Below are 23,935 nucleotides of genomic sequence, written 5' to 3' on the forward strand. Positions count from 1 at the left end.
GATAAATGTTGATGGATCCACAAGGAATCGCTTTATTTATTGTTGAATCGATAATTATTTGCCGGGGGTGGCTGAATTTTGAGCAGGGGCGGGGCAATAAAAAGCCCGACGCGCTGGCCGGGCTGATGTTCAGATAATGTCGATATCGGCAACCGAGGGATAAATCCAGCTCGGTCGGAACGGCATGGCATCCACGTCACTGAGGGTGGAAACCCCTGACAGCACCAGGATGGTTTCCAGACCCGCCTGGAAGCCGGCCAGAATATCCGTGCGCAGGTTGTCTCCGACGATCACCGTTTCTTCCGAATGGGCCTGCATCTTGTTTAAGGCCGCGCGGATAATCCACGGGCTGGGCTTGCCGACGTAGAATGGCTGGCGGCCGGAGATCTTCTCAATCCCGGCGCAAAGCGCGCCACAGGCAGGGACAAAGCCGCGTGCATGGGTGTCGGGATTGGTGGCAATAAAGCGCGCGCCATTAGCAACATGGAAGGCGGCCTTATGCATCATATCCCAGTTAAAGGAGCGCGTTTCGCCCACGATAACAAAATCCGGGTTGACGTCAGTAATGGTAAAACCGGCTTTATACAGCTCATGGATCAGCGCGCCTTCACCAATGACATAGGCTTTCTTCCCTTCCTGGCGGCGCAGGAAATCGGCGGTTGCCATTGCGGAGGTATAAAAGACGCTATCCGGCAGATCGATCCCGGCAGACGCAAAACGGTTCGCGAGATCCATTGAAGTCTGGGAAGGGTAGTTGGTCAGCACCACCAGCGGCATGCCTTTTTCCATGATCCGCTGCAGGAATTCATTGGCGCCAGGCACGGCGGTGTTGTCATGCATCAGTACGCCATCGATATCGCAGATGACATTTTTTATTGTGGCAGTTTCACTGTCCGACAGGGTCAAAGCGCTCATTAACCTTCCAGTAAATGTTGTAATAAGATGCCGTTAAGCATGGCCCGTTTCGCCAGCGCAAACGCGCCAATGGCAGAACGATGATCAATCTCTGAGCGTACCACCGGCAGATTCTTGCGGAAAGCTTTCAGAACCTGAGTATTGATACAGCCCTCTATGGCCGCCAACAGCACTTTATCGGCTTCGGTAATTTCACCGGCAATCACCACTTTCTGCGGATTAAACAGGTTGATGGCAATCGCAATCGCCTTGCCGAGGTGTCGCCCAACGTAATCGATAACTTCCACTGCCAACGCATCGCCCCGGTTGGCGGCTTTGCAAATCTTCGGCATCTGGCAATCATCCAGCGTCAGCGAGCTGGGATAGCCCTGTGTGAGCAGATGGCGCACCCGGTTTTCAATTGCGCCATTGGCGGCGATGGTTTCCAGACAGCCAAAGTTACCGCAGTGGCAGCGTTCACCCAGCGCATCGACCTGAATATGCCCCAACTCGCCAACGTTGCCGTTGCTGCCGAGGAAAATATGGCCATTGGCGATGATGCCGGCGCCGGTTCCCCGGTGAACGCGCACCAAAATGGAGTCGGCACAATCGCGTGATGCACCAAAGTAGTGCTCGGCGAGGGCGAGACTGCGGATATCGTGACCGACAAAGCTGGTGACGTTAAAGCGCTTTTGCAGATTCGCCACTAACGGCCAGTGATGAACATGGATATGCGGCATGTATTTAATCACGCCGTTATTCGGGTCAACCAGGCCGGGAAGAATGACCGAGATGGCGATCAGCTCACGCACCTTGCGCTGGTGCTGCTCGCTGAAGCTGGCGATAGCATTGAAGAGGGCGTTTTCCAGCGTTTCCTGGGTGCGTTCCGGCAGCGCGTAGTCTTCCTGCGCCAGCGATTTTCCGCTAAGGTCGAATAAGGTCAGGGTGGCATCGCTGCGGCCAAGACGCACACCGATGGTGTGGAAGCCGCGGGTTTCAGTAATGATGGAAATTGCGCGGCGGCCTCCGGTAGAGGCCTGCTGATCGACTTCTTTGATCAGCCCACGTTCAATCAGCTGGCGGGTGATTTTGGTGACGCTGGCAGGGGCTAACTGGCTATGCTCAGCAATCTGGATGCGCGAAATCGGCCCTTGCTGGTCGATAAGCCGGTAAACGGCCGCGCTGTTGAGTTGCTTAACAAGATCGACATTTCCTATTTGAGCCTGGCCGCCAGTGGTCATACAGTATCTACTCGCTTAAGACTTCGTCACCATTAACGATAGTCTGGATTATTTTGTAGTCACGGGTGAAAACAGTCAGGTTAGCCACTTTTCCGGCTTCGATCGATCCTAACTTTTTCTCAACACCCATAGCCCGTGCAGGGTACAACGTTGCCATTCGCAGCGTTTCGTCCAGTGAGATACCAACATGTTCAACGCTGTTCGCGACAGCTTCAATCATAGTCAGCGCCGAACCACTGAGCGTACCGTTCTCGTCAACGCAGAGTCCATCGCGATAGTATATTGTTTTTCCTGCAAAAATGAACTGGTCAATGGATGCACCCGCCGGTGCGGTGGCATCGGTCACCAGGATCAGTTTGTCGCCTTTGATGCGTTTGGCATTACGGATGTTAGCGTAGTGAACATGTAAACCGTCAGCAATGATACCGCAGTAGACATTTGGCGAATCAAACAGCGCCCCAATCAGGCCCGGCTCACGGCCGGTAATGGTTGGCATGGCGTTATATAAATGGGTCGCGAAGCTGACGCCGGCGCTGATGCCGATGCGCGCTTCATCATGGGTCGCATGCGAGTGGCCGGCGGAGATAACGATACCGGCTTCGCTGAGCTGACGGATCACCGCACTGTCAACCTGCTCAGGCGCCAGGGTGATTTTACCGATCACATCCGCATTAGCGCAGAGAAACTCCACCAGCGCCGGCTCGGGCGTGCGGATCAATTTAGGGTCATGGGTGCCCGGTTTTCTTGGGCTTAACCATGGGCCTTCAAGATGTAAACCCAGCGCTTTATTGGCATTTTGCGCCAGATAAGCACGCATCACTTCCACCGCGCGCTTCATCATCTCGTCGGTGCTGGTAATCAGGGTCGGCAGATAGCTGGTGCAGCCAGAGCGTTCATTGGCCTGCTGCATGGTGGTCAGCGTTTCGACGCTCAGCGCGTTGATATCATCATTAAACTGAACGCCACCACAGCCGTTAAGCTGCAGATCGATAAAGCCGGGAGCAATTATCGCACCACCCACGTCACGCGTTGTAACGCCAGCAGGAATATCACTCAGGGCGCAAACGCGCTCAATCACGCCATCTGCAATGATAACAGCATGATTATCCAGTATTTCGTGGCCGGTATAGATACGGCCATGGGTTAATGCGTACATAATTTTCTCCCGGCTAATTCCAACGTGGTTTACAGATTTTTGACGTTTTCTGCTTCCATCTCGCGGAAATATTTAACAGTTTTGACTTTCAGTTCCATGGTCGCTGGCTCATCACAGACCACCACAGATTTGGCGTGAAGCTGCAGGCAGCTGATGGTCCACATATGGTTCACATTGCCTTCAACCGCGGCCTGCAGCGCCTGCGCTTTAACATGGCCAATCACCAGAATCATCACTTCTTCGGCATCTAACAGCGTACCCACGCCGACAGTCAGCGCATATTTCGGCACCTGATCGACATCGCCATCGAAGAAGCGTGAGTTGGCCACGCGCGTGTCATGCGTCAGGGTTTTGATGCGGGTACGTGAAGCCAGAGATGAAGCAGGTTCGTTAAAAGCAATGTGACCGTCGTTGCCGACACCGCCCATAAACAAATTAATTTTACCGTATGAACGGATCTTCTCTTCATACTGGCGACATTCTGCGTCAATATCTGGTGCATTGCCATTCAGAAGGTTGATGTTTTCCGGTTTAATATCAACGTGATCGAAAAAGTTGCGGTACATGAAGCTGTGATAGCTTTCCGGGTGCTCTTTTGGCAGGCCGACATATTCGTCCATGTTAAAGGTCACCACATTTTTAAAGCTAACCTGGCCTGCTTTATGCATATCGATTAAATGCTTGTACGCTTCCAGTGGGGTCCCACCGGTTGGCAGACCGAGGACGAAAGGACGGTCCGCGGTCGGGTTGAAAGCGTTAATGCGATTGACGATATGGCGCGCGGCCCATTTTCCAACCTGGGTCGGGGTAGCTAAAGGAATCAGTCTCATGTTTCACCTCATAGTAACAAGCAGTTTTAAGGGAGTCAGACGGTGTCCGGGGGATCAGTGATGCTTAAGCGTAACGCGCCCTGTCCGGTATCGGCGAGGAATAAATCCGTCTTGATAATTCGGATCATAAAATAAGTTTGAGGTGATAGCCAGCCTGACAGCTATTTTTGTCTGTGATTAGGTGATAAAAGTCACAAACAGAGCGAATTAATTTGCGAAGCGAATTAATTTCTTTTTACACTCCGTACCGTGGTTAAACTGTCTTACAGAAACCAACTAGCCGTGATAAAAACAGAAAACGGCTATTTGCGCTTAGCGGATCTCAAAGGGGGAAATGTGAATATACTCGGGTTCTTTCAAAGGTTAGGGCGGTCGTTACAGCTGCCAATCGCTGTATTGCCGGTCGCAGCGTTGATGCTACGCTTCGGTCAGCCAGATTTACTCAATATGCCGTTCATCGCTCAAGGTGGCGGCGCGATATTTGACAACCTCGCACTGATCTTCGCCATCGGTGTTGCGTCAACCTGGTCGAAAGACAATGCCGGTGCTGCGGCTCTGGCGGGTGCGGTAGGTTACTTTATCCTGACCAAATCAATGGTCACCATCAACCCAGCGATCAATATGGGCGTGTTGGCCGGTATCATTACCGGGCTGGTTGCCGGTGCAACCTACAACCGTTGGTCCGATATCAAACTGCCTGACTTCCTGAGTTTCTTCGGTGGCCGACGCTTTGTCCCGATCGCGACCGGCTTCTTCTGTCTGATTCTGGCCGCAGTGTTTGGCTACATCTGGCCACCGGTTCAGGCCGCAATCCACGCCGGTGGTGAATGGATTGTGTCTGAAGGGGCGTTTGGTGCTGGCGTATTCGGCTTCGTTAACCGTCTGCTGATCCCAACCGGCCTGCATCAGGTGCTGAATACCATCGCCTGGTTCCAGATTGGTGAGTTCCATAATGCAGCAGGCGCGGTATTCCACGGTGATATCAACCGCTTCTACGCCGGTGATGGCACCGCTGGCATGTTTATGTCTGGCTTCTTCCCAATCATGATGTTTGGTCTGCCTGGCGCCGCGTTAGCGATGTACCTGGCTGCACCGAAAGAGCGTCGTCCAATGGTGGGTGGCATGCTGCTGTCGGTGGCGATTACCGCCTTCCTGACCGGTGTGACCGAGCCGCTGGAATTCCTGTTCATGTTCCTGGCGCCGATGCTGTATCTGATCCATGCGCTGTTAACCGGTATCAGCCTGTATATTGCGACCGCACTGGGTATCCATGCCGGCTTCTCCTTCTCAGCGGGTGCGATTGACTACGCGTTAATGTACAACCTGCCGGCGGCCAGCAAAAACGTCTGGATGCTGTTGGTGATGGGCGTGGTGGCATTTGGTATCTACTTTGTGCTGTTCACCGCGGTGATCCGCATGTTCAACCTGAAAACCCCGGGTCGTGAAGATGCCAGCGCGGACGTGGTCGACAGTGAAGCCAACAGCAATACCGAAGAAGGGCTGAACCAGCTTTCCCAGCAGTATATTGCCGCGATTGGCGGTTCCGATAACCTGCAAATCATTGATGCCTGTATTACCCGTCTGCGTCTGTCGGTGAAAGATGCTGGCCTGGTCAACGATGCCGCCTGTAAGCGCCTGGGGGCTTCCGGTATTGTTAAGCTGAACAAACAAACCGTTCAGGTTATTGTTGGTGCGAAAGCTGAATCCATCGCGGAAGTGATGAAGAAACTGATTGCTAAAGGCCCGATTGCGGCCTGGTCTTCCACCACTGCACCTGCACCTCAGGCGGTGAAAGTGGCGCCTCAGGCAGTACCTAACGCCCCTAAAGGCATCATTGCTACGCTGGTTGCGCCGGTAAGCGGTGAGGTTGTGGCGTTGGAACAGGTTCCGGATGAAGCCTTCGCCAGCAAAGCGGTCGGTGATGGCCTGGCGATCAGGCCAACCAGCAGCACGGTGTTGTCTCCTGCTGCCGGTACCGTGGTGAAAATCTTCAACACCAACCATGCCTTCTGTCTGGAAACAGAGAACGGCGCTGAGATTGTGGTGCATATGGGGCTGGATACCGTGGGACTGGAAGGCAAAGGCTTTACCCGTCTGGTGGAAGAAGGTGCTCAGGTGACTGCAGGTCAGCCGGTACTCGAGATGGATCTGGCCTTCCTTAATGCCAATGCCCGCTCGATGATCAGCCCGGTGGTGGTCAGCAATATCGATGACTACAGCGGCATCACGCTGGTAGCCGGTCAAACCGTCGTGGCAGGTGAAAGTCGCCTGTTCGACATTAACGGCTAAACGCTGATTGCGTTACAATGAACGGGCGGGAAGCAATTCCCGCCCTTTTTTTATCGTTATCCCGCAACAAACGGTTGTTTCCCTTCCCGGCTTTGTTGATCATACTCCGTTATTTCACGCACTTCTTATGCTAAGCATTACTGAGGAAATTAAGATGAGTGAGGCTGAAGCCCGCCCAACTAACTTTATTCGTCAGATCATCGACGAAGATCTGGCGACCGGTAAGCATGCCAGCGTGCATACCCGCTTCCCGCCGGAACCGAATGGTTATCTGCACATTGGCCATGCCAAGTCTATCTGTCTTAACTTTGGTATTGCGCAAGATTATCAAGGCCAGTGCAACCTGCGTTTTGATGACACCAACCCGGTCAAAGAAGACCTGGAGTTTGTTGAGTCGATCAAACAAGACGTGCAGTGGTTGGGCTTCGAGTGGACGGGCAACGTTCGCTACTCCTCTGACTATTTCGACCAACTGCATAACTACGCTGTTGAGTTGATCAACAAAGGCCTGGCCTATGTTGACGAACTGAGCCCGGAACAAATTCGTGAATATCGCGGAACCCTGACTGCGCCTGGCAAAAATAGCCCGTACCGCGATCGCACGGTTGAAGAGAACCTGGCGCTGTTTGCAAAAATGCGCAACGGTGAGTTTGCCGAAGGGACTGCCTGCCTGCGTGCAAAAATCGATATGGCTTCCAGCTTTATCGTGATGCGCGATCCGGTGCTGTACCGCATTAAGTTTGCCGAGCATCATCAGACCGGTAACAAGTGGTGCATCTATCCCATGTATGACTTCACCCACTGCATTTCCGATGCGCTGGAAGGGATCACACATTCACTCTGCACGCTGGAGTTCCAGGATAACCGCCGCCTGTATGACTGGGTGCTGGATAACATCACTATCCCAATGCATCCACGCCAGTACGAGTTCTCTCGCCTGAATCTGGAATACGCCATTATGTCCAAGCGTAATCTGAATCGTCTGGTGACTGACAAGATTGTAGAAGGCTGGGATGACCCGCGCATGCTGACCGTTTCCGGTCTGCGCCGCCGTGGATATACCGCCGGTTCAATCCGCGAGTTCTGCCGCCGTATCGGCGTGACCAAACAGGACAACATCGTGGAAATGGCTTCGCTGGAATCCTGTATCCGCGACGATCTCAACGAGAACGCGCCGCGTGCGATGGCGGTGCTGGATCCGGTTAAGCTGGTGATTGAAAACCTGCCGGCGAATCACGAAGAGATCATCACCATGCCTAATCATCCGAATAAACTGGAGATGGGTACGCGTGACGTTCCGTTCAGCCGCGAGATCTATATCGATCGTGCTGACTTCCGTGAAGAAGCGAACAAACAGTATAAGCGTCTGGTGCTGGGCAAAGAAGTTCGCCTGCGCAACGCCTACGTGATCAAAGCTGAACGCATCGCGAAGGATGAAGAGGGCAATATTACCTGCCTGTTCTGTACCTGCGATACCGAGACCTTAAGCAAAGATCCGGCTGATGGCCGTAAAGTGAAAGGCGTGATCCATTGGGTATCTGCAGAACATGCACTGCCTGCGGAATTCCGTCTGTATGACCGTCTGTTCAGCGTGCCAAATCCGGGCGCGGCAGAAGACTTTATGACCACGATCAACCCAGAGTCTTTGCTGATCCGTCAGGGATTTGTCGAACCTGGATTGCAGAAGGCAGAAGCCAACAGCCCGTATCAGTTCGAACGTGAAGGCTACTTCTGTGCTGACAGCCGTTATTCCAGTGCCAACAATCTGGTGTTCAACCGCACCGTTGGCCTGCGCGATACCTGGGCAAAAGCGGGCGAGTAACGCTCTCTGATTGCCAGACTGAAACGCAGCCTTCGGGCTGCGTTTTTTTTTATGAACGACACCGGGCGCCATTCAATATCTAAGAATTTTATTAAACAAGACCGCCAGCCAGTCCTTAATACGCTAAGGAGATGTTGTCTTTCTGTAATTAGAATATATCCGCGAGATGATATTTAAGATTAATATTAATTGAGTAAGCGCGAATTAAATTAGCGGGCTATTTATATTCTTTCATTAATAACGGCCGTTTTGTGCCGCCGCTCATACTTTCTTCTTTCACTTTTAAATAGTTATTGATAATTCGCGTCGCGAAAAATATCATCGACTTTGAGTTTCGTCGGTTAGAGGATGCTTATAACCAATTGATATCATGGCTCAGAATGGGCCTTACTCTTATGGAAGAGGGGTTATCTATGTCTGTTTTTACCTCATCACGTCATGTGATTGCGGGCGCAGTCGCCTGCTGTACGCTGTTATCGGTTCCGCTCTTTATTCCTGAAGCTACTGCCGCCGGGTTTATTGATGATGCCTCATTAACGGGCGGCGTTTATTACTGGCAACGCCACCGGGAAAGAAAGGATCTGAATCCTGACAGCGATAAGTTTGGCCAGTATCAGCAAAATCTCCACCATTCTACTTTTAACAGTAATCTGGATTTTTCATCGGGTTATGTTGCCGATATTATTGGACTGGATTTAGCGGTATTTGGCGCGCTGGAAATGTCAGATAAAGGCCCGGCAGCGCCAAATGAAATTGGCTTCAGCGATGCCAATACGCGCTGGGATGAAAAATGGAGCGGGGATAAAAATGGCGCCAGCCTTTATAAGGCGGCATTAAAACTAAAGCTTAACGATTACTGGCTGCGGGCCGGTTATTTGCAGCCGCAGGGACAGACGCTGCTGGCGCCAAACTGGAGTTTTTTACCGGGCACCTATCGCGGAGCCGAGCTTGGCAGCCAGGTTGATTTTGCTGATGCAGGGGCGCTATCACTTTCCTATATGTGGAGCGATGAGTATAAGGCACCCTGGTATCGCAACACCTATCACTTCCGCAAGGCTGATGGCAAAACGGGCATCCCGTATCTGCATTCGATAGGGGCAAAATACGACTTCAAAAATGACCTGCTGTTGGAAGGCGCTTTCGGTCAGGCGGCCGGTTATATGGACCAGTACTTCACCAAACTCTCTTACACCTTTGCGCTGGCTGAAAATCCGCTTACCACCAGCTGGCAATTCTATGGTGCCCGGGACAAAGAGCGCGGTGGCGCAGCCAACAGTAATGATGTCTATGACGGCCTGGCCTGGCTGCAGGCGCTGACCTTCGGTTATCGCGCGGGGCCTTTCGATCTGCGTCTTGAAGGCACCTGGGTCAAGGCCGAGGGAAATCAGGGCTTCTTCCTGCAACGCATGACGCCGGGTTATGCCACCTCAAACGGTCGGCTGGATGTCTGGTGGGATTCCCGTTCCGACTTTAACGCCAACGGCGAGAAAGCCCTGTTTGCCGGCGTGTTGTATGAGCTGAAAGGCTGGGGCCTGCCGGGCCTATCGGTCGGCACCTCCTATGCTTACGGCTGGGATGCCAAACCCAACAGCAAACCGATCTATAACCAAAATACCCGTCTGAAAGAATCTGCCTGGAATCTGGACCTGCTTTACAAAGTGCAGGAGGGCAGGGCGAAAGACACCTTATTCAAGCTGCACTTCACCCGATTCAATAACCATTCCACCCTTCCCAGCTGGGGCGGCGGCTACGGCAATATCTTCCAGGATGAGAAGGATCTGAAGTTTATCGTCACTGCACCCTTCACAATTTTATGACGTGTGTCTTGCAACGAAATGAAGAAAAACGACTTACCTACGGACAAGGAATAAAGGATGAAAAAGTTCAGAGCCAGTCTGATATCGGTTGCGCTGATATCTGCGTTAGCCAGTGGTGGAGCAGCCGCCAACCAGCAGTTAGTCGATCAAATCAGCCAGTTTGGCGTGAAGTACAAAGTGACGGACAATCTTGCCGCCCAGCATGGCGTGGATTGCGCCGGACTGGGCGCTGACTGGGCCTCCTGTAACCGCGCAACCATTAGCTTCACCAATCCGGGCCCCGCCATCGACAGCAAAGACTGGGCAATTTATATGTCTAACGTGCATGAAACGCTGAAGGTCGAAAGCGATCAGTTTCGCATGGTGCATATTGTCGGGGATTTAACCCGCCTGGAGCCGACAGACAAATTCAAAGGCATTGCGGCGGGCGAAACCATCGAGATCCCGATCGTGAATGAATACTGGCAGCTGTTTATTACCGATGTGATGCCGCGTTGGTATGCGACCTCTGGCGATGCCACGCCGAAAATCCTCGTCAGCACGGATACCGAGATACTGACCGATTTTGTGGAGCCTTTTGGCGCTCAGTGGAAGCGCATCGCAGATGATAAGAACCTGTTGATGGATGCCCAGGGCCGCTTTACTAAAAACAGCGATGTCGCCCCGATGACCGCGTCGACTTTACGCGGACAAATCCTTCCCACTCCGTTGAAGGTTTCGGTGTTCTCTGATGACGCGGATCTCTCTGCTGGGGTGAAGCTGGAACTGGCAAGCCTGTCGGCAGAGAAAGCCGAAGCGATACAGCAGCGTTTTGCGTTGATGGGAATCAAAGCGCAGCCCAATGGATACCCGATTACCACTCGGGTGAGCCAAAAAGCGTTCGATAAAAAGCTGGCCGTTCCGGGGGGATACACGCTGAATATTGGCAAGGACAAGGCTGAAGTGGTGGGTTATGACCAGAGCGGCGTGTTCTACGGTTTACAGTCGATCCTGTCGCTGATCCCGGCCGATGGCAGCCTGAAAGTGGCGACGTTAAAGGCCAGCGATGCGCCGCGTTTCCAATACCGTGCGGTGTTCCTTGATGTGGCGCGCAACTTCCACAGCAAAGAGGTGGTACTGCGCTTGCTGGACCAGATGGCGGCGTGGAAACTCAACGTTTTCCATTTCCATCTGACCGACGATGAAGGCTGGCGTATTGAAATTCCAGGCCTGCCGGAGTTAACGGAGATTGGCAGTAAGCGTTGTCACGATCCCGAAGAGAAGCGCTGTTTGCTGCCACAGTTAGGATCGGGACCAAACAGTGATAACAGTGGCAGCGGTCATTTCAGCCGCCAGCAGTATATCGATATTCTGAAGTATGCTGATGCGCGCGGTATTCAGATCATCCCGGAAATCGATATGCCGGCCCACGCCCGGGCAGCGGTAATCTCGATGGAAGCGCGTTACGATCGCTTGTTCAATGCCGGTAAGGAAAAAGAAGCCAATGAATTCCGCCTGCTTGATCCCAGCGACAATTCCAACACCACCTCCGTGCAGCTTTACGATCGCACCAGCTATCTCAATCCGTGCCTGAGCTCCTCGTTACGCTTTACCGACAAGGTGATAGGTGAAATCCAGGCGATGCATAAAGCTGCCGGACAGCCGCTGAAGACCTGGCATTTCGGCGGAGATGAAGCCAAAAACATTCGCTTAGGATCCGGCTATTCGGATAAGAACACTCCCGTTGCAGGCACCGGTTTACTGGACTTAAGCCAGCAAGATAAGCCGTGGGCAAAATCCCAGGTCTGCCAGACGATGATTGAAGAAGGAAAGATCGAAGACCTGGATCATCTGCCGAGCGACTTTGCCCTTAACGTCAGCAAGCAGGTTAAGGCACACGGTATCGGCAAAATGCAGGCCTGGCAGGATGGTATTAAAGACGCTAAAAATGCCAAAGCCTTCGCTACGGACAGGGTTGCGGTCAACTTCTGGGACACGCTGTTTTGGGGCGGTTTTGATTCTGCCAATGACTGGGCAGGCAAAGGTTATGAGGTGATCGTCTCCAATCCGGATTACCTGTATCTCGATTTTCCTGCCGAGGTGAATCCGCTGGAGCGGGGATACTACTGGGGAACGCGCTTTACCGATGAACGGAAAATCTTCCACTTCGCGCCGGATAACTTGCCACAAAACGCCGAGACTTCCGTCGATCGCGACGGCAAACCTTTCACGGCTAAATCTGACAAGCCCTGGCCTGGCGCTCACGGCATCTCCGCTCAACTGTGGAGTGAAACCACCCGTACCGACGCACAGGTGGAGTACAAGCTTTTCCCGCGCATTTTGTCCGTGGCGGAACGCGCCTGGCACCGCGCAGCCTGGGAGCAGGATTATAAAGCCGGCAAAGAGTATACCGGCGGCAAAACCCGCCTGGTAGACCAGCAGGCTCAGCTGAAGGACTGGCAGCGCTTTGCCAACCTTCTGGGGCAACGTGAATTGGCAAAACTGGATCAAGCTGGCATTGCCTATCGCTTGCCGGTGCCCGGTGGGGTGGTGCAGGACGGTAAGCTGGTGGTCAATACCGAGCTACCGGGCTTAACCGTTGAGTACAGCCTGGACGAGGGGACAACCTGGCAGCAGTGGCAGGCGGATCAACCGCCGGCGGTGGCCGGTAAGGTATTGCTGCGTACGCGCAGTCCTGATGGTCTGCGCGTCAGCCGGACGGAAGCGCTGTAACGGGGCGACAGGCAAAAAAAAACCGGTGAAGGATCACCGGTTTTTTGCTGTTAGTGTAGATTACTTGTCGTGCAGCGTCTCATCTTCACGGCAGTCACCGGTTGAGCAGTGACCGTAAAGGTACAGGCTGTGGTTACTGAGTTTGATGCCGTGGCGCGTGGCGATATCACGCTGGCGAGCTTCGATGTTTTCATCACGGAACTCGATCACCTTGCCACAATCCAGGCAAATCAGATGATCGTGGTGATGCTGCTGAGTCAGTTCGAAAACGGATTTACCACCTTCGAAATTATGACGGGTAACGATCCCGGCATCATCAAATTGGTTAAGAACGCGGTAAACCGTCGCCAGACCAATCTCTTCGCCCATGTCAATCAGACGCTTGTACAAGTCTTCCGCACTGACGTGATGGCCCTCAGGTTCCTGAAGTACTTCCAGAATTTTAAGTCGTGGAAGCGTGACTTTCAGGCCGGCCTTCTTTAATGCGGTGTTATTGTCAGTCATGCGGATATTGTCCTGTTACTTTGCTAGTCACTTTGTGGCTGAAAAGCCCTGAACATCGGTCGTCGCGAAAAGCCAAACGTCTCATTATAGAACTGATATTTCGAAATGAACACCACTGGCGATGCATCTCAATCAAGGGAGGTAAGGAGAAGAGTCGTTACGTCCGTGAGAGCAAGCGGTTGGGCTGACATTTCGCTCTGCCTCATCATAGTCGCTATTAGAGCGAAAGGCGCTGAGAAAGCGGGTGACCGATGGCGATATTTTACAGATTTGCAGATGAAAGTTACAAAAATGTGTCTATTACTTCTATAGGAAAAACCACTGGCCTGATGTGAGATACCTCCCAATCAGGCCGGTCTGATTACGCTTCCAGGATTTCTTTCAGCTGGAGCTCGTCATAAATCTGTTTGACCCACTGCTCGGTGCGCTCACTGGTGAGTTCTGGCTGACGATCTTCGTCAATAGCCAGACCGAGGAAGTGCTTATCATCCGCCAGCCCTTTCGAGGCTTCAAAATGGTAGCCTTCAGTTGGCCAGTGACCGACGATCACCGCGCCTTTAGGCTCGATAATGTCGCGGATGGTGCCCATCGCGTCACAGAAGTACTCAGCGTAATCTTCCTGATCGCCACAGCCGAACAGCGCAACGAGCTTGCCGTTGAAATCAATTTCTTCCAACGTCGGGAAGAAATCATCCCAGTCGCACTGCGCTTCGCCGTAGTACCAGGTTGGGATACCGAGCAGCAGAATATCAAAGGCTTCAAGGTCTTCTTTGCTGCTTTTAGCGATATCATGAACTTCAGCCACCTCTTTACCGAGCTGCTTCTGGATCACTTTTGCAATGTTTTCTGTATTGCCCGTATCGCTGCCAAAGAAAATGCCTACGATTGCCATGACTTACTAACCTCTTGAAACGTATTGATAGGGTAAAGGCTGCTTATTACAGATACCGGCAATGATAGCAGACAGCTACAGGGGGATAAATGAGTAATCCGCCTGCTTTTGTCGCTTTGTGCTTCACCGGGGGGTGCTGAAAGCGCCTGTTCAGCGGTCCTGATCGGCCAACTGCGCCATGACCATTTCTTCAATCAGCTCGCTGCGGCTCATATTACGCTGCTCGGCAAGCTGGTTCAGAGCATCAACCGCGTCACTGTTCATTTTCAGTTCAACGCGCTTCAGCCCGCGCACTTTATCGCGCTTAAGCTGGTTGCGTTTGTTGATACGCAGCTGCTCATCACGCGTCAGCGGATTGGTTTTTGGTCGTCCCGGGCGACGGTCATCTGCGAACAGATCGATCGTGGTGCGGTCCGTGTTTTCTTTTGCCATAGAATCGTGATACTGAAAGGCTGGAGTTCTGATGGTTCAGGCCTGATGTCGGCTGAAATTCGTGCAGCGACAAATTTTTAGCGCGCCATCATACCCCAGCGAAAGTCATGACGACAATGATTTAGCCATCTCAGGATATAATTGTTTTTACAGCGCAAAAAAACGGCGTATTGCGCGCAAAACAGCATCAGGTTTCTCGGCATGGACCCAGTGACCGGCACCGTTGACCACATGCGCACGGGCTTTGGGGAACTGCGCCAGCAGGGCATCACGATATTCATCGGCCAGGTAGGGCGAACGTTCGCCGCGAATAAACAGCGCGGGATGCTCCCAGGCCGTAACCGGCTGCCAGCCAATAATCCGATCGTAGCACTGCCACAGCACCGGCACGTTAAACCGCCATTCCCCTTGCTGGAAGGATTTCAGCAGAAACTGAATCACGCCTTCTTCTTCTATCGTTTCACGCATCAGCGCTGCGGCATCGCTGCGTTGCGTAATGCCCGCTGCGGTGACCGCCTTCAGCGCCGCAAAAATCGTATCGTGATGGCGGGTCGGATAAGCAACCGGTGCCATATCGATAACCACCAGCTGCTCGATTCGTTCTGGCGCCAGCGCGGTTAACGCCATCGCCACTTTTCCGCCCATCGAATGTCCGATGACCGCGACCCGGTCAATCCCTTCGGCATCCAGCGTTTCCAGTACATCGCGGGCCATCGCCTGATAATCCATCTGGTCATCGCGAGGCGATAAACCGTGGTTTCTCAGGTCGATCTGCACCAGCTGGCGATCGTCCTTTAACCCTCGCGCCAACACGGACAAATTATCAAGGCTGCCAAAAAGGCCGTGGATTAACACCACGGGAACCTCAGGGCGGGCGGATTGTTCAGATAGCAAGCGGGTATTCAATTTCATAACAAAGTTCTTACTGTTGAAACGAGGGGTTAGGGTATCATAGATTCACTTTTTCCTGCCGTGACGGCCAGAAAGCGCCCGCCAATCTTTTTGCGGCATATTCTGACTTTTACTGGTATCAGGGGCTGGCGCTACACCCCGGCAGGATTTAACTTTATAATCCTCGTGTTAGAGCTGGAACGATCCTGTGCGGCTTGTTCAGGCAGCGTACAGACCGGCTCTTATCAGCAATAAATTGTACTGGATCAAGATGAAAACTATTGAAGTCGACGAAGAGCTCTACCGTTATATCGCCAGTCACACTCAGCATATTGGTGAAAGCGCCTCTGACATTTTGCGTCGTATGCTTAAATTTACGGCCGGGCAAAAAGCGCCTGCTACCGCAGCGGTAACGGCATCTACTGCCGTGAGCGTCGCGAAAGACGCGGCGCCAGTGAAGGTGGAATCCCGCCCTCAGGACCGCGTTCGCGCGGTGCGTGAGCTGCTGCTGTCTGACGAATATGCTGAGCAGAAGAAAGCGGTTAACCGTTTTATGCTCATCTTGTCGACTTTATATAATCAGGATCCCAAAGCTTTTGCCGCCGCGACCGAGTCACTGCTTGGCCGCACGCGCGTTTACTTTGCAGGCAATCAGCAGACCCTGGTACAGAATGGCACCCATACCAAGCCGCAACATATTCCCGGCACGCCGTATTGGGTGATCACCAACACCAACACAGGTCGCAAACGCAGCATGGTGGAACACATCATGCAGTCAATGCAGTTCCCTGCGGAACTCGCTGACAAGGTTTGCGGCACCCTCTAACTGATAAAGAAGCGTCAGGGAGAATCGCCAATGGCCAATCACCCCCGTGCAGGGCAACCCGCCCAGCAGAGTGATTTGATTAACGTTGCACAATTAACGTCACAGTATTATGTCCTGCAGCCCGATCTGAGCAACCCGGAACATGCGGTTAAATTCGGGACTTCTGGCCATCGCGGCAGTGCAGGGCGTCAGAGCTTTAACGAGACGCACATTCTGGCTATTGCTCAGGCGATTGCAGAAGAACGCAAAAAGAACGGCATTACCGGTCCTTGCTTCGTCGGCAAAGATACCCATGCGCTCTCCGAACCTGCGATCATTTCCGTACTGGAAGTGCTGGCCGCGAACGGTGTCGATGTGATTGTGCAGCTGGACAATGGCTATACGCCAACGCCTGCGATCTCCAATGCTATTCTGGAGCACAACAAAGCCGGTGGCCCTCAGGCCGATGGCATTGTGATCACGCCTTCGCACAACCCACCGGAAGATGGCGGCATTAAATACAACCCGCCAAACGGTGGCCCGGCTGACACTAACGTCACCAAAGTGGTTGAAGACCGTGCCAATGCTCTGATTAAAGATGGCCTGAAAGGCGTTAAGCGCATCGCGCTGGACAAAGCCTGGGAAAGCGGCCATCTGCAGGAAAAAGACCTGATCCAGCCTTACATTGAAGGCCTGGCGCAGATCGTTAACATTCCTGCTATTCAGAAAGCGGGCCTGAAAATTGGTGTCGATCCGTTAGGCGGTTCAGGGATTGCTTACTGGCAGCGTATTGCCGAGTTTTACAACCTTGATCTGACCATCGTGAACGATTCGGTCGATCAGACCTTCCGCTTTATGCACCTCGACAAAGATGGCGTGATCCGTATGGATTGCTCGTCTGAGAGCGCGATGGCGGGTCTGCTGGCGCTGCGTGATAAATTCGATCTGGCCTTTGCCAACGATCCGGATTATGACCGCCACGGTATCGTCACGCCTGCTGGCCTGATGAACCCGAACCACTACCTGGCCGTTGCAATCAACTACCTGTTCCAGAACCGTCCGCAGTGGGGCAAAGATGTCGCCGTCGGCAAAACGCTGGTTTCCAGCGCGATGATCGACCGCGTGGTTAACGACATTGGTCGCAAGCTGGTGGAAGTGCCGGTTGGCTTTAAATGGTTTGTTGACGGCCTGTACGATGGCAGCTTTGGTTTCGGCGGCGAAGAGAGTGCGGGTGCTTCCTTCCTGCGCTTTGACGGCACGCCGTGGTCTACCGACAAAGACGGCATCATCATGTGCCTGCTGGCGGCAGAAATCACTGCGGTAACCGGCAAGAATCCACAGCAGCATTATGACGAACTGGCCGCGCGCTTCGGCGCCCCGAGCTACAACCGTCTGCAGGCTTCTGCGACTTCTGCGCAAAAAGCGGCGCTGTCTAAACTGTCACCAGAAATGGTCAGTGCCGATACGCTGGCGGGCGATCCGATCACTGCACGCCTGACGGCAGCGCCGGGTAACGGTGCTTCTATCGGTGGTCTGAAAGTGATGACCGAGAACGGCTGGTTTGCTGCGCGTCCTTCGGGCACTGAAGATGCATACAAAATCTACTGCGAGAGCTTCCTCGGTGCTGAGCACCGTGAGCAGATCGAGAAAGAAGCGGTTGAGATTGTTAGCGAAGTGCTGAAAAACGCCTAATCGCGAAGCTTCAGAAAAACCAAAAGGCGCTGATATAGCGCCTTTTTTATTGCCTGCGCCGCAGCCATTCACGGCATAAAGCGGTAGCCGACACCGGTTTCGGTGATCAAATGGCGAGGTTGCGCCGGATCGTTTTCCAGCTTCTGCCGCAGATGTCCCATATAGATGCGCAGATAATGGCTGTGCTCGACGGCATTGGGTCCCCAAACCTGGTTAAGCAGTTGACGTTGCGTCATGACTTTTCCGGCGTGATTCAACAGGCTGACCAGCAGACGAAACTCAATGGGCGTCAGATGCAGATCCGCACCGCCTTTGGTGACGCGTCGCCCGGCAATATCCACGCAGACGTCGCTAAAGGTAATTTCACTGGCTTGCGTCCCGTTGCCGGATTTATCCCGGTGCCGAAGCGCAACACGCACTCTTGCCAGTAACTCCCCAATACCAAAAGGCTTGGTGAGAAAGTCATCGGCGCCGGCATCCAGCGCCGCAATCTTATCCTGTTCGTCACTGCGTGCAGAGAGCACGATGACCGGCACCGCACTCCACTGGCGCACTTCGCGGATAAACTGATTGCCATCGCCGTCAGGCAAACCCAGATCGAGGATCACTAAATCGGGTTTACGGGTTGCCGCTTCAATCAGCCCGCGTTGCAGGGTGTCGGCGTCGTACACCCGCAGGGATTCACCCTCCAGCGCAATACGCAGAAAACGGCGGATCTCTTTTTCATCTTCAACGATCAGAACGGTTGTCACCGGGTTTCCTTCCTGTTATCGGGCAGCGGCGCCGCATTAGGGCGGCCCAATTTATCAAATATCCTTCCGCTTTGCTGCAAACCTTCTCGGCCGTGCAACAGGCGACCGAAGACGGTAAGGGATAATCCGGCAGTGGATGTCATTCGATTGTTAATTAATAACGGTAAAGTTAACATTTATGTAACTTGATTACGGTTCGATGAAAATATCAGCGGTTTTTTTCGCTTTTAGTGGTCGGATGAGTAGTAAAATTACACAGAAGGCGCTATTATTTTGCGCAGATTACATTCGTTTCATTGGGCTAACGGGAGGACATATGGGTCTTTATCAGCACTACTCTTTACACCGGATTGTCCTGCGTCGCATTGCGGTGATCGTCGCAGGCACTTTGGCTTTACCGGTTATGCTTTTCCGCCAGGATCGTGCCAGGTTTTACAGTTATCTGCACCGCGTCTGGTCCAAGACCAGCAGCCAGCCGGTCTGGCTGGCCCAGTCTGAAGCCGCAGGTTGCGACTTCTACTGATCTCTCCCGCTCCGGCGGGATTTTTTTTGCCCGTTATTCAACCTTCACGCGATCATTGCGCGGCTTTCAGCTACACTTAAACCTCTACAAGATTCTGGAGGTTGTACAACTATGAGCGAAAAAATTCCCGTCGGCATCAGCGCCTGTTTGCTCGGTGACAACGTCCGTTTTGATGGCGGTCATAAGCGCTGCGCTTTCGCCACCGAAGATCTCGCCCCGTTTATCCGTTATGAACCGGCCTGCCCGGAAATGGCGATCGGATTGCCGACGCCACGACCTGCGCTGCGTTTAACCGAAAATGGTGACGATCTGCCCGCGCTCTGCTTCAGTAATGGCAAAGGCGATCCGGTCACCGAGGCCATGCAGTCTTACGCAGAAAAACGCGTTTCAGCCCTGCATCATCTGTGTGGCTACATTGTCTGTGCTAAATCGCCCAGCTGCGGCATGGAACGCGTGCGGGTCTATCAGGCCGATAACAACAATAACCGCAAAGAAGGGGTAGGGGTCTTTACTCGCGAGCTGATGGCGCAAATGCCGTGGCTGCCGGTTGAAGAAGATGGTCGCCTGCACGATCCCGTACTGCGGGAAAACTTTGTTGAACGCGTGTATACGCTGCATGAATTTAATGAGCTGTGGCGCAGCGGGCTGACGCGCGGCAAATTAATGGCCTTTCACAGCCGTTATAAGCTCTCTTTGCTGGCGCATTCCCAGCCGGAATACCGCGAAATGGGGCGTTTTGTTGCGGCGATGGCCGACTGGTCGTCACTGGAAGAGTATGCCTTTGAGTATCGCCAGCGTCTGATGGACTTGCTGAAGAATCAGGCCACCCGGGGAAATCACACCAACGTGCTGATGCACGTTCAGGGTTATTTCCGTCCTCAGCTGACCTCAAAACAGCGCCAGGAGCTGACCTCGCTGATTGAACACTATCGTCAGGGGATGCAGCCGTTGCTGGCACCGATCACCCTGTTAAAGCATTACATGGCGGAGTACCCCGATGCGTATCTGGCGCAGCAGCGCTATTTTGAACCCTACCCGGAAGCGCTACGCCTGCGCTATGGACATTAGTTTTTCTCAGGGAGTGTTATGGCAACCCATTTGATCTGGCTGCGCAACGATCTGCGCGTCCATGATAATTACGCATTGCATGCTGCCTGCCGCGATGCCGATGCCACCGTGCTGGCACTGTTTATAGCCACGCCAGCGCAGTGGAAAAGTCATTCGATGGCGCCGAAACAGGCGGCCTTTATCTACCAGAACCTGCTGGATGTTCAACAATCGCTGGCTGAGAAGGGCATCGCACTGCACACATTGCAGTGTGATGATTTTGCCGCTTCCGTCGAGGCGTTAAGTGATTTCTGCCAGCAGCATCATGTCGACCGGCTGTTCTACAACTATCAGTATGAAGTTAACGAACGCCAGCGCGATGCGGCGGCGGAGCGCAGGCTGTTTGATCTCGATATCATTTCTCAGGGATTCGACGACAGCCTGTTGCTGCCACCGGGTAGCGTACTGACCGGTAACCGTGAGATGTACAAAGTCTTTACGCCGTTCAGCCGGGCGTTTGTTAAACGCCTGCACGAAGGATTGCCCGAGTGCGTGCCGGCACCCAAACCGCGTCAGGGCGCGCCGTTAAGCAAAACGCCGGAGATAAAGCCCTTCGATTATCCGACTGAAGCGTTCGACAGCGAGCTGTTTGCCGCCGGAGAGAAAGCCGCCTTGCATCAGTTACGGCATTTCTGCCAGCAGCCGGTCACTGATTACCCCGACACCCGCAATATTCCGGCGGTTGATGGCACCAGCCGGCTTTCTGTCTATCTGGCCACCGGCGTGCTTTCGCCACGTCAGTGTCTGCACCGGCTGCTGGCCGAGCATCCCCGCGGTCTGGACGACGGAAACGTTTTTGTCTGGCTGAATGAGCTGATCTGGCGTGAGTTTTACCGTCATCTGCTGGTGGCCTGGCCGAAGCTCTGTCGGTATAAACCGTTTATCGCTTGGACCGACAACGTGAAGTGGCAGCCGGCCGATAAGCAGCTGGAAGCGTGGCAGCAGGGTAAAACCGGCTACCCGATTGTTGATGCGGCGATGCGACAGATGAATCAGTTGGGCTGGATGCACAACCGTCTGCGGATGATCGTCGCCAGCTTTCTGGTCAAAGACCTGCTGATCGACTGGCGGGAAGGGGAACGCTACTTTATGTCACAGCTGATTGATGGCGATCTGGCGGCCAACAATGGCGGCTGGCAGTGGGCGGCGTCCAGTGGCAACGATGCCGCACCCTATTTCCGCATATTCAATCCCACCACTCAGGGCGAGCGCTTTGATAAAGACGGTGAGTTTATCCGCAAGTGGCTGCCGGAGTTAAAGGACGTGCCGGTTAAGCATATTCATCAACCGCATATCTGGGCCGACAATATGGGCGTTGCGCTGGATTACCCTCAGCCGGTTGTCGATCATAAGGAAGCGCGGAAGCGCACGCTTGAGGCGTTTGAGGCGGCGCGTAAACAGAGTTAACCGTTAAGGCGCCAGTATTTATCACTGGGCGCTTTACGTAATTGCCAGTAAAAAAAGAGATCGCCAGGCGATCTCTTTTTATTTTTACATAGCAGGAACGGGGGTTACAGCGTGCCGGTACCACCATCCGAGCACCAGACCTGACCAGAGGTATAGCTGCTTTCGGTCGAGGCGAGGGTGACATACAGCGGAGCAATTTCAGCTGGCTGTCCCGGGCGACCCAGTGGCGAATCCTGGCCAAACTGCTGCACTTTTTCCTGCGGCTGTCCGCCACTTGACTGAAGTGGCGTCCAGTAAGGTCCCGGTGCGACGGCATTGACGCGAATGCCTTCTTTCCCCAGCTGCTTAGCCAGTGATTTGGTAAAGGCGACAATGCTGGCTTTGGTCTGGGCATAATCCAGCAGGATTTCGCTGGGTTTAAAGGCCTGAACCGAACTGGTATTAATAATCGACGCGCCACGCGGAAGATAATCCACCGCCGCTTTAGTTATCCAGAACATGGCATAAACGTTGGTTTTAAATGTGGCATCGAAATCTTCGGTACTTAATGTCCGAATAGATTCATTAAATTGCTGACGCCCGGCATTGTTCACCAGAATATCCAGACCGCCAAGTTTGCTGGCTGCCTCTTTAACTAATTGCTGACAGAAAGCTTCGGTGCGAATATCACCCGGGATCGCGATGGCTTTGCGCCCTTCGGCTTCGATAAGCTGAATAACTTCAGCCGCATCTGACTCTTCTTCCGGCAGATAATTGATTGCCACGTCGGCCCCTTCACGAGCATAGGCAATGGCCACGGCGCGGCCGATGCCGGAGTCGCCACCGGTGATCAGCGCTTTACGTCCGGCCAGTCGGCCTGACCCTTTATAGGATTTCTCACCGTGATCCGGCACCGGGATCATTTTGCTGGCAAGGCCTGGCACAGGCTGAGGCTGTTCTGCAAAGGGTGGCGCAGGATAATCAACGGTCAGGATGCTTTTGTTATTTTGATGTGACATATTTTTCACCTTGTGCATATTTACGTGTTGTTAAAGCCTGGCACAGATGTGAGGTTTGTCACACATTAAGCCGGAAAAAGTCCTTTTATCGGAACAATCGTCCGGGCGATCCAGTGCATTAACCCGATGAACAACCCGGGCGAAATAAATAACGTACACCGCTGTTGATGCGTTAATTGTCTGTTTTATCAGCAGCTGTCGGCAGATAAAAAAATGCTGCTGATAGTCCCCACGCTTTGTTATTGTGACGGTAATCCCACACGCAGCGTTACGCGGTAATTGTTTTCCGGGTAACGCGCACTTCAGGAATTGATATGCGTAATACAGAGCTTGAACAGATTGTTAACCAACTGCTGAACACCGCTGCCTTCAAAGACTACGGCCCGAACGGCTTGCAGGTGGAAGGGCGGAGTGAGGTGAATAAAATTGTTACCGGCGTTACCGCGTGCCAGGCGCTGCTGGATGAGGCGGTGCGGCTGAATGCTGATGCGGTGCTGGTCCATCACGGTTATTTCTGGAAGAACGAAGCCTCGGTGATCAAAGGGATGAAGCGTAACCGGCTGAAAACCCTGCTGGCCAATGACATCAATATGTACGGCTGGCATCTGCCGCTGGACGCGCATCCTCAGTTGGGAAATAACGCCCGGCTCGCCAGCCTGCTGGGCATTGACATCAAAGGTGAAATTGAAGAACTGCTGCCATGGGGAGAGCTGAAAGAACCGTTGACCGGCGACCAGTTTGCCCAGCGTATCAGTCAGGTGCTGGGACGTGAACCGCTGCACTGTGGCGATAATGCCCCTGAGTCGATCCGCCGTATTGCCTGGTGCTCCGGTGGCGGTCAGGGCTTTATTGATGCGGCGGCAGCCTTCGGCGTCGATGCGTTTTTCAGTGGCGAAGTCTCTGAGCAGACCATCCACAGCGCGCGCGAACAGGGCCTGCACTTCTTCGCCGCCGGGCATCATGCCACCGAGCGTTGTGGCATTCAGGCGCTCGGCGAGTGGCTGGCAGAGAACCACAATCTGGACGTCACCTTCATCGATATCCCTAATCCTGCCTGATTTCTGCCAGGCGGCTACCCCGGCCGCCTGCAACACAGTTGACACATCCCCGACATTTCCGCATAACTATTTGCCTTATATAGATTTCAGATGGCCTTAATACCAGGTCAGGA

At 53.4% G+C, this 23,935-nt stretch carries 20 protein-coding genes; 10 read left to right on the forward strand and 10 right to left on the reverse strand.

The window, feature by feature from the left end:
• Nucleotides 1-129: 129 nt before the first annotated feature.
• The 4 genes from E2F51_RS13600 to nagB are packed head-to-tail and all read right to left on the reverse strand — an operon-like array spanning nt 130 to nt 4,121.
• Nucleotides 130-915, reverse strand: a complete 786-nt coding sequence (locus tag E2F51_RS13600) for an HAD-IIA family hydrolase (RefSeq protein WP_013201292.1) — start codon at nt 913-915, stop codon at nt 130-132.
• Complete coding sequence (locus E2F51_RS13605) at nt 915-2,135, reverse strand: N-acetylglucosamine repressor (protein ID WP_013201293.1); 1,221 nt, start codon at nt 2,133-2,135, stop codon at nt 915-917. The genes E2F51_RS13600 and E2F51_RS13605 overlap by 1 nt, the downstream gene beginning before the upstream one ends.
• Nucleotides 2,136-2,142: 7 nt before the next feature.
• Complete coding sequence (nagA, locus tag E2F51_RS13610; protein ID WP_013201294.1) at nt 2,143-3,291, reverse strand: N-acetylglucosamine-6-phosphate deacetylase; 1,149 nt, start codon at nt 3,289-3,291, stop codon at nt 2,143-2,145.
• Nucleotides 3,292-3,320: 29 nt separating this feature from the next.
• Nucleotides 3,321-4,121 (reverse strand): glucosamine-6-phosphate deaminase, encoded by an 801-nt coding sequence (gene nagB, locus E2F51_RS13615; protein ID WP_013201295.1) that lies wholly within the window; start codon nt 4,119-4,121, stop codon nt 3,321-3,323.
• Between the two features lie 336 nt (nt 4,122-4,457).
• Between nagB and nagE the strand changes: the two genes are divergently transcribed.
• The 4 genes from nagE (at nt 4,458) to E2F51_RS13635 (ending at nt 12,761) form a co-directional block, all read left to right on the forward strand.
• The gene (gene nagE, locus E2F51_RS13620) at nt 4,458-6,410 is read left to right on the forward strand and encodes a PTS N-acetyl glucosamine transporter subunit IIABC (protein WP_041691945.1); all 1,953 of its coding nucleotides are present in this window, start codon (nt 4,458-4,460) and stop codon (nt 6,408-6,410) included.
• Nucleotides 6,411-6,564: 154 nt separating this feature from the next.
• Complete coding sequence (gene glnS, locus E2F51_RS13625) at nt 6,565-8,232, forward strand: glutamine--tRNA ligase (protein WP_134823708.1); 1,668 nt, start codon at nt 6,565-6,567, stop codon at nt 8,230-8,232.
• Between the two features lie 413 nt (nt 8,233-8,645).
• The gene (locus E2F51_RS13630; protein WP_134823709.1) at nt 8,646-10,049 is read left to right on the forward strand and encodes an OprD family outer membrane porin; all 1,404 of its coding nucleotides are present in this window, start codon (nt 8,646-8,648) and stop codon (nt 10,047-10,049) included.
• A gap of 57 nt (nt 10,050-10,106) precedes the next feature.
• Nucleotides 10,107-12,761, forward strand: a complete 2,655-nt coding sequence (locus E2F51_RS13635; RefSeq protein WP_134823710.1) for a beta-N-acetylhexosaminidase — start codon at nt 10,107-10,109, stop codon at nt 12,759-12,761.
• Nucleotides 12,762-12,821: 60 nt separating this feature from the next.
• Here E2F51_RS13635 and fur read toward each other — a convergent pair whose 3' ends face one another.
• The 4 genes from fur to ybfF form a co-directional block, all read right to left on the reverse strand.
• Complete coding sequence (gene fur / locus E2F51_RS13640) at nt 12,822-13,265, reverse strand: ferric iron uptake transcriptional regulator (RefSeq protein WP_013201300.1); 444 nt, start codon at nt 13,263-13,265, stop codon at nt 12,822-12,824.
• Nucleotides 13,266-13,626: 361 nt separating this feature from the next.
• Nucleotides 13,627-14,157, reverse strand: a complete 531-nt coding sequence (gene fldA, locus E2F51_RS13645; RefSeq protein ID WP_013201301.1) for a flavodoxin FldA — start codon at nt 14,155-14,157, stop codon at nt 13,627-13,629.
• A 150-nt stretch (nt 14,158-14,307) separates the two neighbouring features.
• Nucleotides 14,308-14,589, reverse strand: coding sequence for a LexA regulated protein (gene ybfE / locus E2F51_RS13650; protein WP_013201302.1), 282 nt, complete (start codon nt 14,587-14,589; stop codon nt 14,308-14,310).
• 147 nt (nt 14,590-14,736) lie between these two features.
• Nucleotides 14,737-15,501, reverse strand: a complete 765-nt coding sequence (ybfF, locus tag E2F51_RS13655) for an esterase (protein ID WP_134823711.1) — start codon at nt 15,499-15,501, stop codon at nt 14,737-14,739.
• Nucleotides 15,502-15,751: 250 nt separating this feature from the next.
• Here ybfF and seqA point away from each other — a divergent pair, with 250 nt between their 5' ends.
• Both seqA and pgm read left to right on the forward strand, forming a co-directional pair.
• Complete coding sequence (gene seqA / locus E2F51_RS13660) at nt 15,752-16,306, forward strand: replication initiation negative regulator SeqA (RefSeq protein ID WP_013201304.1); 555 nt, start codon at nt 15,752-15,754, stop codon at nt 16,304-16,306.
• A 30-nt stretch (nt 16,307-16,336) separates the two neighbouring features.
• Nucleotides 16,337-17,977 carry a phosphoglucomutase (alpha-D-glucose-1,6-bisphosphate-dependent) gene (pgm, locus tag E2F51_RS13665; protein WP_053146095.1) on the forward strand — a complete coding sequence of 547 codons (1,641 nt, stop codon included), beginning with the start codon at nt 16,337-16,339 and terminating at the stop codon, nt 17,975-17,977.
• Nucleotides 17,978-18,045: 68 nt separating this feature from the next.
• Here the strand turns inward: pgm and kdpE are convergent, their stop codons facing one another.
• Nucleotides 18,046-18,729, reverse strand: coding sequence for a two-component system response regulator KdpE (gene kdpE / locus E2F51_RS13670; RefSeq protein ID WP_105759483.1), 684 nt, complete (start codon nt 18,727-18,729; stop codon nt 18,046-18,048).
• Between the two features lie 316 nt (nt 18,730-19,045).
• Here kdpE and E2F51_RS13675 point away from each other — a divergent pair, with 316 nt between their 5' ends.
• The 3 genes from E2F51_RS13675 (at nt 19,046) to phrB (ending at nt 21,766) form a co-directional block, all read left to right on the forward strand.
• Nucleotides 19,046-19,252 (forward strand): YbfA family protein, encoded by a 207-nt coding sequence (locus E2F51_RS13675; RefSeq protein WP_013201307.1) that lies wholly within the window; start codon nt 19,046-19,048, stop codon nt 19,250-19,252.
• Between the two features lie 111 nt (nt 19,253-19,363).
• Nucleotides 19,364-20,320 (forward strand): 2-thiouracil desulfurase family protein, encoded by a 957-nt coding sequence (locus E2F51_RS13680; protein WP_013201308.1) that lies wholly within the window; start codon nt 19,364-19,366, stop codon nt 20,318-20,320.
• 18 nt (nt 20,321-20,338) lie between these two features.
• Nucleotides 20,339-21,766 (forward strand): deoxyribodipyrimidine photo-lyase, encoded by a 1,428-nt coding sequence (gene phrB / locus E2F51_RS13685; protein ID WP_053146089.1) that lies wholly within the window; start codon nt 20,339-20,341, stop codon nt 21,764-21,766.
• A 104-nt stretch (nt 21,767-21,870) separates the two neighbouring features.
• On the opposite strand, the gene E2F51_RS13690 is transcribed toward phrB, so the two are convergent.
• Complete coding sequence (locus E2F51_RS13690) at nt 21,871-22,764, reverse strand: SDR family oxidoreductase (protein WP_013201310.1); 894 nt, start codon at nt 22,762-22,764, stop codon at nt 21,871-21,873.
• 314 nt (nt 22,765-23,078) lie between these two features.
• On the opposite strand from E2F51_RS13690, the gene E2F51_RS13695 reads away from it, so the two are divergent.
• Nucleotides 23,079-23,822, forward strand: a complete 744-nt coding sequence (locus E2F51_RS13695) for a type 2 GTP cyclohydrolase I (RefSeq protein WP_134823712.1) — start codon at nt 23,079-23,081, stop codon at nt 23,820-23,822.
• The last annotated feature ends 113 nt before the right edge of the window (nt 23,823-23,935 follow it).

It is taken from the genome of Erwinia sp. QL-Z3, from assembly GCF_004551645.1.
In the GTDB taxonomy this organism is placed as follows: domain Bacteria; phylum Pseudomonadota; class Gammaproteobacteria; order Enterobacterales; family Enterobacteriaceae; genus Erwinia; species Erwinia billingiae.